The sequence below is a fragment of the Verrucosispora sp. CNZ293 genome, from assembly GCF_002754655.1.
In genome coordinates, this window is the sequence record NZ_PEFR01000001.1 from 950544 (window position 1) to 965981 (window position 15438).

Below are 15438 nucleotides of genomic sequence, written 5' to 3' on the forward strand. Positions count from 1 at the left end.
TCGAAACTGGCCGCTACGCACGAGTCGAGCGGCTATGGAGGCCGGGTGACGTCAGCCGCCTGTTTCTGGCGGCTGTTCCTGGCGTACGTGTGGCGAAATCCCTGGCGTGGCGTTCTCTCCTGCGCCATCGCCTGTCCCGTTGATCACTCCGAGGCAGCGTAACCGGGCGGCGGCGCCGTGTCGCAGCCATCATTCCGATGTCTGTCAGCCTTCGACAGCTACCTGTCATTCGCCTCTACCGTGTGACTCGAAATCGACTGACCGGACGCCGTCCCTGGCATGCATATCGGTACGCGACGACGTCGATTCGCCAGTTTTCAGGTGAGGAATGAGGCGGGTGAACGCACGGGGTCGGCGATCTGACATCGACTTGTCGTCGCGGGCGGCGGCGGACTCTCTGCCCGGGCCCGGGCTGCTGCTGCGCTGGGCGACGCGGCACGGGCTGCTGCGGCTCGGCATCGCCGCCGCCGCCCGTCGGGGTGACACACCGGCCCGCCTCTTCCTCGACCCGATGATCCGCGAGGACCCGTACCCGTTCTATCGCCAGGTCCGGCGAACAGGTGCCCTCGTCCGGGGCCGCCTGATGTGGAGCGCCATCCGCCACGACGTGGTCACCCAGGTGCTCCGCGGCGACGCGTTCAGCGTGCATCCGGACACGCTGCCGACACCCCGCCCACTCGCGATGCTGCGCCGGTTGAGCCGGCGGGGGATGCCGATCGGGCCGATCGACCCGCCGTCGATGCTCGTCACCGACCCACCCGGGCACACCCGCTACCGCCGACTCGTCGTCAAGGTGTTCACCGCCCGGGCGATCGAGGGGCTGCGGCCCCGGGTCGAGCGACACTGCGCCGAGCTGCTCGACGAACTCGGCCGGGCCGCACCGGACCGAGGCCCGGTGGATCTGGTGGCGCACTATGCCAGCCTGCTGCCGGTCACCATGATCGCGGAGATCCTCGGTGTGCCGCCACAGCTGCGACAACGCTTTCTGGACTGGGGATCCGCCATCTCGCCGGCGCTGGACCTGGGGCTCTCCCTCGGCCAGTTCCGTCGCGTCGAGACAGGAGTCCGGCAACTCGACGCCTGGCTACGGGGACACTTCGCCCGGCTACGCGCCGACCCCGGCGACGACCTGCTGAGCCAACTGGTGCTGCTGGACAGCGACGGTGAACGGTTGACCGACGACGAACTGGTCGCCCTCGCCGGGCTGCTGATGGCCGCGGGCTTCGAGACGACGGTGAACCTCCTCGGCACCGGCACAGCGCTGCTGCTGACCCATCCCGGGCAACTCGCCCTGCTGCGCGCCGAGCCGCACCGGTGGCCGAACGCGGTGGAGGAGATTCTGCGCTACGACTCCCCGGTGCAGACGACCGCCCGGTACTGCCGAACCGACACCGAGGTGGCCGGGGTACCACTACGCCGGGGCGAGGTGGTGGTGCCGATGCTGGGTGGGGCCAATCGGGATCCGGCTGTCTTCGCCGATCCGGACCGCTTCGACGTGACCCGGGGTAACGCGCGCGACCATCTCGCCTTCTCCAGCGGTGCGCACTACTGTCTCGGCGCCAACCTGGCCCGACTTGAGGGCGAGATCGGACTGCGCAGCCTGTTCGACAGGTATCCCGACCTCGCGTTGGACGGCGTACCGCAGCGTCGGCCGACCCGCGTGCTGCGTGGCTACGACCACCTACCGGTACGCCTGAAGCCGTGACCCCGTCCCGTAGCCCGATCATGTTCGCCAGCCCGGCTCACCCCGGGCAGCTCAACCCGTTGCTGACGATCGCGGCGGAGCTGTCCCGGCGAGGCGAACCCGACCTGTGGTTCAGCGTCGACGTCGAGGGCAGGCACCGGGTCGAGACGGCCGCGCTCGGCAGCCCGCTGCGATACCTTCCCGGCGCCGACGTGCCGGTGCGGATCGAAGGCGACCTGTACGCGGCGATGGCCCGGGGACCACGTACCACCGCCGGCCTGGCGGCACTCGCCAGGACAACGCGTACGGCCGACGCCACCGCTCAGGTCTACCGAAGGAACCTCGCCCACATCGAACGGGTAGACCCTCGGCTGATGGTCATCGACGTGATGAACCTCGGCGCACTCGACGCGGCGATGACCGCGGCTGTGCCCTACGTGCTGAGCGTGCCGTATCCGATCAGCGCCGCCTACCTGAGCCGGCTGCCGTGGGACTACCCGACGCCGACCTCGGGGCTTCCGCGCCGGCTGACCGGAGCGCAGAAACTGACGAACGTGCTGTACCGCGTACGGTTGCAGCTGGCGCTGCTGCGCGCGGTGGCCGGCCCGGCCTGGCGGCGCCGGGCCACCGGACTCGCCAACGCCTCCGGCGATCCCGCGACGTACGCCGCTGGCGCGGTCGCCGTCTTCGGCTACACCGTGTTCGGGCTGGAGTACCCCTTTCCCACGCCGGACCACCTGCACCTGCTGGGCGCGATGGTGCCTGAGGAGAGCACACCGCCCGACCAGCCCTGCGACGAACTGACCGGGTGGCTGGACCGGCAACCCAGCGTGGTTTACGTCTGCCTGGGTACCCTGGCCACCCTCTCGGCCGCCCAACTCGACGCGTTCGCCGAGGGACTGGGCCGGATCGGCCCGGAACACCAGGTGCTGTGGAAGCTTCCGGCCCGGCAACGTGCCGTGCTGAGCCGGCCACTGCCGGCGAACATCCGGGTCGAGGAGTGGATACCGTCCCAACTGGCCGTGCTCGCCCATCCACGGGTGCGGGCGTTCGTCTGCCACGGCGGTGCCAACGGCTTCCACGAAGGCGTCCACTTCGGGCAACCGATGCTGATCACCCCGTTCTGGCTGGACTGCTACGACATCGCCGCCCGGGCGGTCGACGCGGGTGTCGGACTGGCTCTCGACCATCCGCCCCGGGTGGACCCGGACGAGGTCGCCGCCAAGCTGCACCGCCTGCTGTCGCAGGACGGTTTCCGGCAGCGCAGCCGGTACTGGGGCGAGCAGAGCCGCAAGGCGGGCGGGGTGGGTCGCGCGGCGGACCTGCTGAGCGAGCTTTCCGGACGCGGCGAGGGGCCACCGGTCGTGTCCTGACCCCAGACCCGGGCCGGTTCGCGCCGGCCTTGGACTGCGGCGGGGTGCGGAACCGGTCCGCACCCCGCCGTGTCGTCGAAGGGATCAGGGGTTGGTGATGCCCAGCGTGTAGCTGCCGGAGCCGCTGTACGCGTGCACCTCGAAGCGGTAGTAGCCCGCCGTGCCGTTGTAGGTAAGCGACTCATCCGGCCCGGAAGTGTACGAGCCGGCCACGTCGACCCAGGTGGAGCCGTTCCACTTCTGCAGGTAGAGGTCGAAGTCCACACCTGTCGGTCCGTCCAGGCAGCCGCGGTGGGTGCCCGAGACGGACGAGTAGTAGTAGCTGCCGTTCGGCTGGTAGCGGCTCTGGCCGGAGGAGATGCTGCCGGTGTAGGTCGACTCGTAGCCGCTGCACCCGGTGGGCGGCGGCGGCTCGTTGCCCCCACCGCTGGTACGCAGCGTCAGGCCGTACGCCGAGAGGATCTCGTTGACCGGCTGGAAGTAGGTGGTCCCGCCGGAGGAGCAGTTGCCGGAACCGCCCGAGGTCACGCCCTGGGCCTGCTGGCCGGAGAGCCAGGAGCCACCCGAGTCGCCCGGCTCGGCGCAGGCGTTGGTGCGGGTCAACCCGCTCACCGAACCCTCGGCGTAGTTGACGGTCTGGTTCTTCGCCTGGATGGTGCCGCACCGCCAACCGGTGGTGGAGCCGGAACGGCAGACCGCCGCGCCGACGGCGGCCTCGGTGGAACCGGCCACCGTGACGTTGCCGCCGGAGTAGTTGTTGACCCACGGCTGCGGCGTCCAGTTCGAGTTGGTCTGGACCCAGCCGTAGTCGTTGCCCGGGAACGACGAGCCGCGGAAGGTGCCCTGGGCCACCTGGTTGTAGCCCTGGGTCGCGGTACCGGTGCGGCCGCAGTGCCCGGCGGTGACGAAGCCGCCGGTCACCGAGAAGCCGACCGAGCAGCGCCCGCCCATGTAGTAGGCGTCGCCGCCCCGGACGTCGTAGAGCAGTCGGGGAGCCTCGGTCGTGGTGACCACCCGGACCGCCGCGGCGTCGACGCGGCTGGTGCGGACGAACTCCGCGGCGGCAGCGGTGTTTCCGCTGGCGAGGACCACGACGGTGTTGGTCGTGACGTCGACGTACCAGCCAGGAACCGCCCCGGCGGGCGCCTGCGCGGCGTGTCGGTCCAGCGTCGCCTTGATCCGGTCCAACTCGGCACCGCTGCGCTCGACGATCGTCGCCCGTGCCCCTGCGGCCTTGACCCGGTTGGCGGCGGCCTTGCCGGTGACCGCGACGACCAGGCCGTCGGCGGCCATCCAACCACCGGCGTACGACGAGCCCAGGGACCGGCGCAGGCTGGCGTCGGTCCGGGTGCCCTTGTCGTCCCGGGCGATCCGGGTACGCGCCTCGGTCGGGCTCAGGTCGAGGTCGCGCTGCATCGCGGCGAGCATCTCCGACGATGCGGCTGTCACGGTGGCGGCGGTGTCGGGGGTGGGTAGCGGGGCCGCGGCGGCGGGGGTCACCGCTACGGCGATGGCACCGACGGGCAGCAGGATCGCTGCTGCCGCGAGGGTGAGAACTCGTCTCATCTGTTGCCTCCTGTGCGAACGGCGGCGCGAGAAATGGGGGTGCGCCGCGGTCGGGGCGGGGTCCCGCCGCGCTCCGCCCTCGGGGTTTGGGCGACGGTGCTGCGGGCGTGGAGCCCGTTGACCTGGCCGGTGCCGCTGCCGGGCGCCTCGGTAGGGCGCCAGCCGGATCAGGTGGGCCACCGCCAACCTAACCGGTAGCAATAGAGACTGATCTATATCAGTTAACTCATATTAAGGCGAGCAGTGGGGCGGCTGTTCAGTCGGGCCTGACCGCGTGGATGCGCTCGACGGTGCCGGCCTTCAGCCGCTCGGCCTCGACGATCGTGAAGCCCGCCGCCCGCGCCAGTGGTAGCTGACGGCGGGTGAAGTGCTCGCCGGCGGCGCGGACGGTGATCCGTTCCAGGAGCCACTGTGCGGCGCGAACCGGCGGCCAGGTGCTACCGATGTGGTCCAGCAGGAGCAGTCGGCCGCCGGGCACGAGGACGCGCTTCATCTCGTCGATCGCCTGCCCCGGATGCGGGATGCTGCACAGCGAGAGGGCACAGACGACGGTGTCGAACGATGCGGATGCGAAGGGCAACTGCTCCGCGTCGCCCTGGCGCAGGTCGACCGCGCGGCCGAGGTCCGCGGCCCGTCGCCGCGCGATGTCCAGCATCGCCGGGCTCAGGTCGACGCCCACCACGGTCGCGTCGGCGGGGTAGTACGGCAGGCTCCGGCCGGTGCCGACGGCGACCTCCAGCACCCGACCACGTGCGCGGGCGCCGAGCCATTCGCGGCCACCAGCGAACTGGACCCGCTCGAAGAACGCGATCTGCTTGTCGTAGCTGGGTGCGTACCTGTCCCACACGCGCCGCTGTTTCGCCGTCGGCGTCTCGACCTGCCTCTTGGCGGGGCTGTTCATGATGGTGGTCCTCACTGCTGGGCGGGGTGGGGAAAGCGGCAATCCACAGCCGGTCAGACCGTGAGGGAGGTGGCGGTGCCGGGGGTGAGCCAGTGCAGGCTCTCCCGGACCGTGGACGGGGCGGACGCGAAGGCGGCCCCGATCCCCTGCCGACCTTCACTGAAGTGCCCCCAGCCTTCATAGTGCACCGGCACCACCGTGCGGGGCCCGATCAGGCCGCACAGCTCGGCGCCCTCGGCGGCGGTCATCGTGTAGCGCAGCGGACCGGTGAGGCCGAACCGTACCGCTCCGAGGTGCAGCACGACGGTGCCGATGCCGAACCGGTCGGCGACCTGACGGACCCCGTCGTAGAGCACGGTGTCGCCAGTGATCCAGAGTGGTCCGTGCCGCTGGCCGACCCAGCGCAGCACGAAACCGGCCACCTCGCCGACGACCGGCCGGCTCAGTGGCGGGCCGTGCCGGCACGGGGTTGCGGTGACCTCGATGGTCGGCCGGCCGGCAGCGGTGAGGGTGGTGTGCTGCCAGGGTGCCAGGCCGGTGGCGCCGGCACCGAGCCGCCGGCCGCCGGCCACGGTGGTGACGATCCGGCCCGCCGACCGCAGGAGGACCCGGCCGGCGTCGTCGAGGTTGTCGGCGTGGTGGTCGTGGGTGAGCAGAACCGCGTCAAGGTCGCCGACCGACTCCGCCGGCAGCGCCGGACCGTTGAGCTTGCGCGACGCGGTGCCCCAGCCGAACCGGTAGGTCCGGCCGGGTGCGTCGAACGTCGGATCGGTGAGCAGCCGCCAGCCGTCGACCTCGATCAGCACTGTCGGACCGCCGACGTGCGTGATCCGTACGTCGCTCATCCGGCCTGCCGCACGGCCCAGTCGAGGACCTCGTCGGCGATCCGCTCCCACCCCTGCTGTGCCGGCAGCAGGTGGGCGTAGCCGGCGTACTCGCGGCGTTCGGTGACGGTGTTGGACCTGTAATGCTCCGCGTTCGACTTCTGCACGGCGGGCGGCATGATGTGGTCCTCGCTGCCGGAGACGAACAGCAGTGGCGCCCGTTCGTCGTTCTGGTAGTCGACCCAGGTGTCCTGGTGGCCAGGCTGGAAGTTGGCCAGCACGCCGCCCCACACGATGCCGCCGGGGGCGGGGATGTGGTAGCGCTCGTAGAGTGCCCGCGACTCCTCGTCGGTGAACGTGTTGGTGAAGGCGTACTTCCACTGCTCGAAGGTCAGGCCGACCGCCTTGTGCCGGTTGGCGGGACTCTTGAGCACCGGGAAGGTGGACTTGACCTGGGACAGGGGCACCACGCGGACACCCTCGGTGGGGGCTGAGTTGAGCGCCACGCCAGCTGCGCCGTAGCCATGGTCGAGCAGGATCTGGGTGAACGCGCCGCCGGCCGAGTGACCGATGATGATCGGTGGTTCCGGTAGCGCCCGCACCACCTCCTCGAGGTGGGCGATGATCTGCGGAACCGTGACCTGTGCGATAGGTGTCGGGTCGGCGTTGAGCGCCTCCACCTCGACCTCGAATCCGGGATATGCGGGCGCGACCACCTGGTGGCCCTTGCTCTCGTAGTGGGTGATCCAGTTCTCCCAGCTGCGGGGCGTCACCCAGAAGCCGTGCACGAGGACTATCGGTTTCATGGCTGGTCACTCCTCGACGATGCGCTCGTGGGCGGTGCGTCCTCCGGTCGCCGTGCGCTGCGGCCAGGATACGTCCCGGATTCCCTGCGATACGACGCTTCCCGGTCGATTGTGGCCGAACAACCGGCAATCAGTAAGGCCCCTGTCCAGCGGGTAGCGGACCCGCAGGGATTCAACATCTGCTATATATGGGAACGCTTCCACGGGTCGGGTGGAGGGACGCCGTAGCCCGCGCCGCGAAGCGGCGGTGGGGAATCAGTTCATGGAGGAAACATGCGCACCATTCTTGCCGCGCTGACCGCCCTGATGGTCGGCGCGACGGTCGGCAGTGTCCCGTCCGACGCCGCAGGTGCGTCCCAGCGTGGCTCCTCCTGCACCCGACAGATGCTCTTCTGCGAGGACTTCGAGCGCCTGCCGCGCGGCGGCGCCAGCTCGTTGGACTGGGGCATCGACACCCGCAACGGCACGTTGACCGTGGAACGTGCCCGCCGGGGCAACCAGGTGCTGCACGTTCACACCGTCGACAATGGGCGTGCCTTCCTGCGGGTCGACGACTTCGCCGCCCCGGGCAACCGCTTCTACGGCCGGATGCGACTGCGCGTCGACGCCTTCCCGACCGCCCCCGACTGGGCGCACTTCACCCTCGTGGAGGCGACCGGCACCGGCAGTTCCGAGATCGTCCGTCCGATCGGCGGCCAGTACGCGCCAACGGTGCCCGGCATCTTCTGGGGTGTGGGTGCCGACGGCGGGCCGACCGGCGACTGGACCAACTGGCGGGAGTCCGCCCCGGTCGTCGAGGACGCCTGGCAGTGCTTCGAGTGGCATCTCGACCCGGCGGACAACCGCGTTGCGGTGTGGATCGACGGGGTGGCCAACCCGGAGCTGACCGCCTCCACCACCGACCACGGCGGCAACGACGTGCCGTTCATCCTGCCGACCGTGAACACCGTGAAGATCGGTTGGCAGCTCTACCAGGGCGGCACCACCCCCGGCGCGTTCGATCTCTGGATCGACGACATCGCTCTTTCCACCAAACGCCTCGGCTGCTGACCCGCACGGCTGCCGACACGATCAGGGGAACTGCCGACGGCTCACCGGCGCCGTCGGCTTCCTCCTCACGTACGCCTGAGGCGGCGGACGCCGCCGAATAATCGGCTGTGCGCGGCACCGTCGGCTCCGTACCCTTCACCCGGACAGCCGGCGAATGGCGTGCTGTCGACAGCGGTGAGCAGACGATCGGGGATGCGTGCGATGACGTGCCAGCTGGTCGCGGTGTGCTTTGACGCGAGTCAACCGATGCGGCTGGCGCGGTTCTGGGCCGACCTGCTCGACCGGGAGGTCGTCCCCGATGCCGGTGGCGCGGCTCTGCCCGGCACGGACACCCAGCTCGGCCTCCGGTTCGTGGAGAGCCGTGCGGAGCGGGTGGCAGCAAACCGAGTGCATCTGCACCTCACCAGCGCCAGCCCCGCCGACCAGCAGCAGACCGTGGCCCGGGCGCTCGCCCTCGGCGCCTGTCACCTCGACCTCGGGCAGCGGCCGGAGGAAGGACACATCGTCCTGGCCGACCCCGACGGAAACGCCTTCTGCGTCATCGAACCGGGCAACAGGTTCCTCGCCGGTTGCGGATTTCTCGGTGAGATCGCCTGCGAGGGCACCCGGGAGGTCGGCCTCTTCTGGAGCGCGGCGCTGCGCTGGCCGCTCGTGTGGGATCAGGACCAGGAGACCGCCGTGCAGTCACCGGCCGGCGGCACGAAGGTCGCCTGGGGAGGTCCGCCCATCGCGCCGAAGCAGGGCCGGAACCGGCAGCGCTTCGACCTTGCCCCAGCCGCCCACGGTGATCAGCGCTCGGAGGTCGACCGGTTGGTGTCCCTCGGCGCCACGCGGATCGAGGTCGGCGAGGACGGCGCTGTCATGCTCGCCGATCCCGACGGCAACGAGTTCCGCGTGTTGCCGCCCCGATAGCCCGGGCGGCCGTCGGCAGGCCGGATGGATAGGGGATATCGTCGGCGAGTGGGAAGCCAGCCACCTGACGGCGGCATCGAGGTGTCGCCGGACGACATCGAGGCACTCGAAGCCCGCTGGGCGGGATGCTGGACACCGCACGAGGTCGCCCGGCGCCTGGCCGGGATCGACGTGCCGTGGTACGTCGCGGCGGGCTGGGCCTTGGACCTGTTCCGCGGTGAGCAGACCCGTGCCCACCACGACATCGAGATCGGTGTGCCAGCCGAGCGGTTCCCGACGATTCGCGAACACCTTGTCGAGTTCACCTTCGACGCGGTCGGCGCCGGGCGGATCTGGGCGGCGGCGACGTCGCAGGTGCTCAGCGCCACCCACCAGACGTGGCTGCGCGAGCCGGCAACGGGATGCTACCTGCTCGATGTCATGCGTGAGCCGCACGACGGTGAGATGTGGATCTGCCGACGGGACGCCACCATCAGGCGGCCCTATCCGGAGATCATCCGGCACAGCCCGGACGGGATTCCGTACCTGATCCCGGAGCTGGTTCTGCTCTTCAAAGCCAAGCACGTACGCCCCAAGGATCAGAGCGACTTCGACGGCATCCTCCCGCTGCTGACCGGTGTCCAACGCGAGACGCTGACCCGGCTGCTAAGGCAGGTGCATCCGGGGCATGCCTGGCTGACGGCCCTGCGGATGGACGAAAGCCGGTGAGATCCGGTCCGACCGGACGAGGTTGACCAGGGCTCTGCGGTTCAGGAGGCGGTGGCGGACTTCTCGGCGGAATCGGTCGAGGCGGTGCCGTGGGTGGGGCGGCGGGTCAGCACCCGGGGACCGGACGCCGTGATCGCGACCGTGTGCTCGGAGTGGGCGGTGCGGGAGCCGTCGGCTGAGCGGATCGTCCAGCCGTCCTTGTCATACCTGATCTTGTCGGTGGAGTGGCAGAGCCAGGGCTCGATGGCGATGGTGAGGCCGGGATCGAGTTTCAGGCCACGGCGGGGACGGCCGTTGTTCGCCACGTGCGGTGCCTCGTGCATGGTGCGGCCGATGCCGTGACCGCCGAACTCGCCGTTGACCCGGTAGCCGTAGGAGTGGGCAACCTCGCCGATCGCGGCGGAGATGTCGCCGAGGCGACCGCCGGGCTGAGCGGCGGTGATGGCCGCCTCCAGCGCGACCTCGGTGGCCTCGATAAGCGTCAGGTCGGCCGGGTCGGGGGTGCCGACGATGACGGAGAGCGCGGAGTCGGCGACCCAGCCGTCGATGCCGACAGCCATGTCGATGCTGAGCAGGTCGCCGTCGCGCAGGACATAGTCGTGGGGGAGGCCGTGCAGCACCGCGTCGTTCACCGACAGGCACAGCACGTTGCGGAACGGACCGCGACCGAACGAGGGGGCGTAGTCCCAGTAGCAGGACTCGGCGCCGCGTTCGGCGATCCGGCGGCGCGCGTGGTGCTCCAGGTCCATCAGGTTGACGCCGACGGCTGCGACACCGCTCAGCTCGGCGAGCAGCTCGCCCACGAACTGGCCGGTGACGGCCATCCGGTCGATCTCCTCGGCCGACTTCAGCTCGATCATGAAAGCCTCCCTCAATCCCTGCCGGTATTTTTATACCACGCGGTGATGTGGCTGCTCGGGAGGGCTATCCTGCTGGCATGGTTCGCCAACCGCTCACCGCCGAACAGATCGCCGCGGGTCAGCGCCTCGGAGCCGCCCTGCGGGCCGCCCGGGCCGGCCGCAGCCTCGTCGACGTGGCCCTGGCGGCCGGCATCTCTCCCGAGACGTTGCGCAAGATCGAGGCGGGTCGCCTACCCGCGCCGGCGTTCGGCACCGTCGTCTGCCTCAGCCAGGCCCTGGACGTCCCGCTCAGCGACCTGGCCGACGTCTGGCGGGCCGAGCTGCCCGTCCGCCAGGCGTCCTGAGGTCGGCGTCGAGGTGGCCGAGACGCGCCGACCGCACGACAGGTGACCAGGCCGCCACCTCGCGGCGACCACCTGGCGCTCAGACGAGCCCGGCGAGTTTGTAGAGCACGAGGGATCCGGCCACAGCGACGTTGAGGCTGTCGCCGGTGCCGAGCATGGGGATCTCCACGGCGGTGTCGAGCAGGTCGAGTGCTTCCGGTGGGATGCCGGTGGCCTCGTGGCCGAGGACCATGACCGTGCGCTGCCCGGCGGTCGGCAGGTCGGCGAGGCGGATCGCCTCGTCGGCCAACTCCACCCCGACGATGTACGCCCCGCGGTCCTTCTCGGCCCGCAGCCAGCGGGCGGGATCACCGGTGCGGTGTACGCAGCCGGGCCGGCGCAGCGTGTTGCCCCGGGCGATGGCCTCGTCGACCCAGCGGAAGCGGGGTGCGGCCAGGCACGCGCCCACGGCGTCGCAGGTACGTAGCAGGGTGCCGAGATTCGCGCCGTGCATCGGCCACAGCGGGGCGGCGATCAGATGGTCCCAGCAGCGGTGGGCGCGGGGGCGACGGGCGGCCCGGATCTCCCGGCGGGGCCGTACCCGGATCGACGGACTCACCGCAGTGGAGCGGTCACGCTCCGAGAATTGACAGTCATGATCAGTGGTGCTTCGCGGCGCACCCGGCCATCGACGATTCGTCAGGAACAGCGAGCGTAGCGTGGGTCATCCTGCGCTGCATGTCAAGGCTGCGGCTGACCGGGTCGGCTGACGGCGGAGCGACCACTTAGGATGGTCGACGACACCGACCGCGGTAGGTGGAGCACGGTGTGCCGGCGGCGCTGACCGAACGCGATGTTTGGTTACACTCGGTCCGGCGCTCGGCCCAAGCGGTTCGGCCGACTGTGATCCGGTGTGGACGAGGAGACGAACTGTGGCGAACGAAGAGGTGGCACCGGCCGGGGTCGACATGAGCGTGCCGAGCATCGCCCGGGTGTACGACTTCATGCTCGGCGGCAAGGACAACTTCGCGGTGGACCGCGCTGTCGCCGAGCACGCACTCAAGATCACGCCGGACGGCCCGCAGGCGGGTCAGGCGAACCGCGCCTTCCTGCGCCGGGCGGTGCGCTTCCTCACCGAGCAGGGCATCGGGCAGTTCCTCGATCTCGGTTCCGGTCTGCCCACCCAGGGCAATGTGCACCAGGTGGCCCTGCGTCACGACCCGCAGGCCCGGGTGGTCTACGTCGACAACGACCCGATCGTGCTGGCGCACGGGCGGGCGCTGCTGGCTGACGCCGGAACCGCGACGGTGGTCCAGGCCGACATCCGATCGCCGGAGGCCGTCCTGGATCATCCGGAGACGCGCCGGTTCCTGGACTTCGACCGCCCCGTCGGGCTGCTGCTCTTCGCGATTCTGCACCACCTCAGGGACGACGAGGACCCGAAGTCGGTGGCGGCGAGACTGATCGACGCCCTGCCGTCGGGCAGCTACGTCGCGATCTCCCACTTCCGTGATCCCGGCGACCGGCACCCCGACGCCTCGCGGAAGGCGCGCGAGGTCGAGCGCATCTTCAACGAGTCACTCGGTACCGGCCGTTGGCGTACCGACGAGGAGATTCTCTCCTTCGTCGAAGGCTTGGAGGTGCTGGAACCGGGCCTGGTGCCGGTGGCCGCGTGGCGACCCGACCCGGATGAGGCCGCACCGGAGCAGAGCGACACCTACCACACCTTCGTCGGAGTCGTCGCTCGCAAACCGTGACGCCGACCCTTCACGGTCCGGCCGGCGGCGTCGCCGTCCCGGCCGGGCCTGCCGGCGGCGTCGCCGTCCCGGCCGGGCCTGCCGGCTTGCGTCCCGTCATCACCACACGGTGACCTGACCGGCCACCAGCGCCTTGCGCCCCTCGAACGAGCGGTACTCGGCCGGGTCGGTCAGGTGGTGGCGGGCGGCGAGACCGCGGTACGAGAAGGCGACGACGGTCCCTTCCACGGTGACCAGTTGTGGTGGGGACGCCGCCACGGCCTGGCGGGTCAGCACGAGAAGGGTGCCGTCCGCCAGGTCGACGTCCCGCACGACGAGCGCCCGCTCGTCGACCACCCGATCCACCGCCGCGGTCACGGTCAGCGCGTCGCCGACCTCGACCCGCGCGAGAGTGTTCGGCGGGCTGGTACCGGTGGACGGGGGTGGCGGCTCCGCCACCGGTTCACGGGCGCAGCCGGTGACGACGAGGACGGCCGCCAGGCCGGCGGCGACCGCGGCGTGCCGGATGCCGTGTTGAACGGTTCCGCTTGGACGTCCCCGCATGGTGCGTTGGACCGCGAGATCGCCGGCGTCGCGCACCCGCCGCGTGATCCAGGCGGAAAAGAGTTCCCGGGGCATGTCGTCGCCTCCTCGTTCCATCCGGTGAAAACGGTGCCTGTTCCCAAGAGATGCCCGGGGGGATGACGTCTGCCGCGCGATCGTGTGACGGTCGCGTGACATCACGAATCGAGGTCCGCCAACTGATTGAGCAGGGGTTTTCCCGCCTCCGGCCGGGGGTAGCGCGATAGTCGACAAGGGCGGTGACGGGACACGTTCCGGCACCGGGACACCCCCCCGGGGTGCGCGACCGGATCGGGAGGTTGTGGCTCGTGCGATGTCTGCAACGGCGTTACCGGCTCGACGAACCGGTCGGCCGGGGCGGCATGGCGACCGTCTGGCGCGGCTACGACCTGCGGTTGCAGCGCACCGTAGCGGTGAAGCTGCTGTCGGCCCCGCTGCTGGGTGACCCAGCGGCCCGTGACCGCATCCGCCGCGAGGCGCTGGCTGCCGCGCGGCTGGACCACCCCGGTGTGGCCCGGGTGTACGACTACGGCGAGCAGCGGCACCTGACCCGAACCCCGACCCCGTTCCTGGTGATGGAGTTCGTCGCCGGATCGACGCTGGCCGCCCGCCTGCGTGGTGCCGGCACCCTGCCCCCGGAACAGGTGCTGCGCATCGGTCAGCAGGTGGCGGCGGCGCTCGCCGCCGCGCACGAGCAGGGCATCGTGCACCGGGACGTCAAGCCCGGCAACATCATGCTCACCCGCAGCGGTGTGAAGGTGGTCGACTTCGGTATCGCTGTCGCCGCCGGCGACGACCCGGCGGAGCCGGACGGGCAGCTCTGGGGCACCCCGAGCTATCTGCCACCGGAGTTGGTCGGGGGAGCGGAGGCGGTGCCGGCGGACGACGTGTTCGCACTCGGCGTCGTCCTCACCGAGTGCCTCGCCGGTCAGGCCCCGCAACGGGCCCCGCACGAACCGGTGTCCGTTCCCGCAGTCGAGGGACTGTCCGCCCACCACGCGCGGCTGATCGATAGCTGCCTGGCGACCGATCGAGACCGGCGCCCGAGCGCGGGTGAACTCGCGGAGGCACTGTCCGGGGTGGCAATGACCGTGCGGCCGGCACCCGGCTCCGCAGGCACCCGGGTCGCCGTACCCACCCGAGCGGTCCCGGGACCCACCAGGCCGGCCGGTCGGACCGCCCGGCGGTCGAGGGTCGCCGGGCGGCGTCGCGGGCTGCTGCTCGCCGCGCCCGCCGTGGCGCTGGCCGCGCTGGCCGGGATCGTTCCGGGACTGGTCGCCGCCGACGAGGGCTCCGCCGACCCGCCGGCCCCCGAGGCCGGTTGCACCGTGCAGTACCGGGCGCAGCAGGCCGCCGACGGTCGCTTCACCGCACAGATCAGCGTTACCGGGACCGGGCAGCCGGCGGTCGGGCAACGGGCGCTGACCTTCACTCTGCCGGCCAGTCAGCACCTCCTCGACGTGCGGGGCGCGGCCTGGGCGCACGACGAGCAGCGGGTGACGCTGCGTCTGGCCGAGCCATCCGAGCCGGGCGCGGGCGCGACGGCGACCCTGCACGGCCGCGTCGAGTCCGGCGGGCATGAGACACCCGACCGGTTCAGCCTGGCGGGTGTCTCCTGCCGGTCCGCCGACACGCACGTACGAACGTCGGTCCTGGCCTCCGCGTCCGCCGAGCCCGCAACGTCGACGACGGGGTCTTCCGGGCGCGTGGGTGCGTCGCATGCGGACCGCCCGGCGTCGACCGGGGCCGGGTCGAGTCAACCGGCCGCCCGCCCGACCGGCGCCCCGTCGGCGGCACCGGCCCCCTCGACACCGGCCACGTCCGGTCCGCCGGTCTCCGCCAGCCCGTCGGTGACGTCCAGTCCGTCGGTGACGTCCAGCCCTCCGGCGACGACCAGCCCGTCGGCGCCGTCCAGCCCGTCGGCGACGTCGCGCCCACCCACTCCGTCACCGACCGAACCGACCTCGCCACCGACCACGGACCCGCCGGAAGCGGCGGACCCCGCCCCTTCGCAGACGTCTCCCACCTCGGTGACCTCGGCCACGTCGACGGGTGCCGGGCAGCGCGGGCACACCGGCGACACGACCGCCTAGTCCCGGGAAAACTTGATTCA

General features: G+C 71.0%; 15 protein-coding genes. 8 read left to right on the plus strand and 7 right to left on the minus strand.

The features are described from left to right. Positions 1-337: 337 nt before the first annotated feature. Entirely contained in the window at positions 338-1705 is a 1368-nt protein-coding gene (locus tag CLT74_RS04400; RefSeq protein ID WP_199172101.1) for a cytochrome P450, read from the plus strand. Further along, entirely contained in the window at positions 1702-3057 is a 1356-nt protein-coding gene (locus CLT74_RS04405; RefSeq protein ID WP_099845389.1) for a glycosyltransferase, read from the plus strand. Before CLT74_RS04400 ends, CLT74_RS04405 begins: the two co-directional genes overlap by 4 nt. A gap of 84 nt (positions 3058-3141) precedes the next feature. On the opposite strand, the gene CLT74_RS04410 is transcribed toward CLT74_RS04405, so the two are convergent. The 4 genes from CLT74_RS04410 to CLT74_RS04425 all read right to left on the minus strand — a co-directional run bounded on the left by CLT74_RS04410 (position 3142) and on the right by CLT74_RS04425 (position 7154). Then, the gene (locus tag CLT74_RS04410) at positions 3142-4623 is read right to left on the minus strand and encodes a S1 family peptidase (RefSeq protein ID WP_486581978.1); all 1482 of its coding nucleotides are present in this window, start codon (positions 4621-4623) and stop codon (positions 3142-3144) included. Between the two features lie 256 nt (positions 4624-4879). Continuing rightward, the gene (locus CLT74_RS04415; protein ID WP_099851283.1) at positions 4880-5524 is read right to left on the minus strand and encodes a methyltransferase domain-containing protein; all 645 of its coding nucleotides are present in this window, start codon (positions 5522-5524) and stop codon (positions 4880-4882) included. Positions 5525-5577: 53 nt separating this feature from the next. After that, positions 5578-6369: an MBL fold metallo-hydrolase gene (locus CLT74_RS04420; RefSeq protein ID WP_099845390.1), complete on the minus strand. Its 792-nt coding sequence runs from the start codon at positions 6367-6369 to the stop codon at positions 5578-5580. Beyond that, positions 6366-7154: an alpha/beta fold hydrolase gene (locus CLT74_RS04425; RefSeq protein WP_099845391.1), complete on the minus strand. Its 789-nt coding sequence runs from the start codon at positions 7152-7154 to the stop codon at positions 6366-6368. Before CLT74_RS04425 ends, CLT74_RS04420 begins: the two co-directional genes overlap by 4 nt. A gap of 273 nt (positions 7155-7427) precedes the next feature. Between CLT74_RS04425 and CLT74_RS04430 the strand changes: the two genes are divergently transcribed. The 3 genes from CLT74_RS04430 (at position 7428) to CLT74_RS04440 (ending at position 9824) form a co-directional block, all read left to right on the plus strand. Next, on the plus strand, positions 7428-8204 hold the full coding sequence (locus tag CLT74_RS04430) for a hypothetical protein (protein ID WP_099845392.1): 777 nt from the start codon (positions 7428-7430) through the stop codon (positions 8202-8204). A 201-nt stretch (positions 8205-8405) separates the two neighbouring features. Beyond that, positions 8406-9116: a VOC family protein gene (locus CLT74_RS04435; RefSeq protein ID WP_099851285.1), complete on the plus strand. Its 711-nt coding sequence runs from the start codon at positions 8406-8408 to the stop codon at positions 9114-9116. 48 nt (positions 9117-9164) lie between these two features. Continuing rightward, positions 9165-9824: a nucleotidyltransferase domain-containing protein gene (locus CLT74_RS04440; protein ID WP_099845393.1), complete on the plus strand. Its 660-nt coding sequence runs from the start codon at positions 9165-9167 to the stop codon at positions 9822-9824. Between the two features lie 41 nt (positions 9825-9865). On the opposite strand, the gene map is transcribed toward CLT74_RS04440, so the two are convergent. Further along, positions 9866-10684 (minus strand): type I methionyl aminopeptidase, encoded by an 819-nt coding sequence (map, locus tag CLT74_RS04445; RefSeq protein WP_099845394.1) that lies wholly within the window; start codon positions 10682-10684, stop codon positions 9866-9868. 77 nt (positions 10685-10761) lie between these two features. Between map and CLT74_RS04450 the strand changes: the two genes are divergently transcribed. Further along, positions 10762-11028 carry a helix-turn-helix domain-containing protein gene (locus CLT74_RS04450; protein ID WP_099845395.1) on the plus strand — a complete coding sequence of 89 codons (267 nt, stop codon included), beginning with the start codon at positions 10762-10764 and terminating at the stop codon, positions 11026-11028. Positions 11029-11107: 79 nt separating this feature from the next. Here CLT74_RS04450 and CLT74_RS04455 read toward each other — a convergent pair whose 3' ends face one another. Continuing rightward, positions 11108-11626 carry a TrmH family RNA methyltransferase gene (locus tag CLT74_RS04455; RefSeq protein WP_099845396.1) on the minus strand — a complete coding sequence of 173 codons (519 nt, stop codon included), beginning with the start codon at positions 11624-11626 and terminating at the stop codon, positions 11108-11110. Positions 11627-11939: 313 nt separating this feature from the next. Between CLT74_RS04455 and CLT74_RS04460 the strand changes: the two genes are divergently transcribed. Beyond that, on the plus strand, positions 11940-12764 hold the full coding sequence (locus tag CLT74_RS04460) for an SAM-dependent methyltransferase (protein ID WP_099845397.1): 825 nt from the start codon (positions 11940-11942) through the stop codon (positions 12762-12764). Positions 12765-12863: 99 nt separating this feature from the next. On the opposite strand, the gene CLT74_RS04465 is transcribed toward CLT74_RS04460, so the two are convergent. Continuing rightward, positions 12864-13403, minus strand: a complete 540-nt coding sequence (locus CLT74_RS04465) for a hypothetical protein (protein ID WP_143697067.1) — start codon at positions 13401-13403, stop codon at positions 12864-12866. A 230-nt stretch (positions 13404-13633) separates the two neighbouring features. Between CLT74_RS04465 and CLT74_RS04470 the strand changes: the two genes are divergently transcribed. Then, entirely contained in the window at positions 13634-15418 is a 1785-nt protein-coding gene (locus CLT74_RS04470; protein ID WP_143697068.1) for a protein kinase domain-containing protein, read from the plus strand. The last annotated feature ends 20 nt before the right edge of the window (positions 15419-15438 follow it).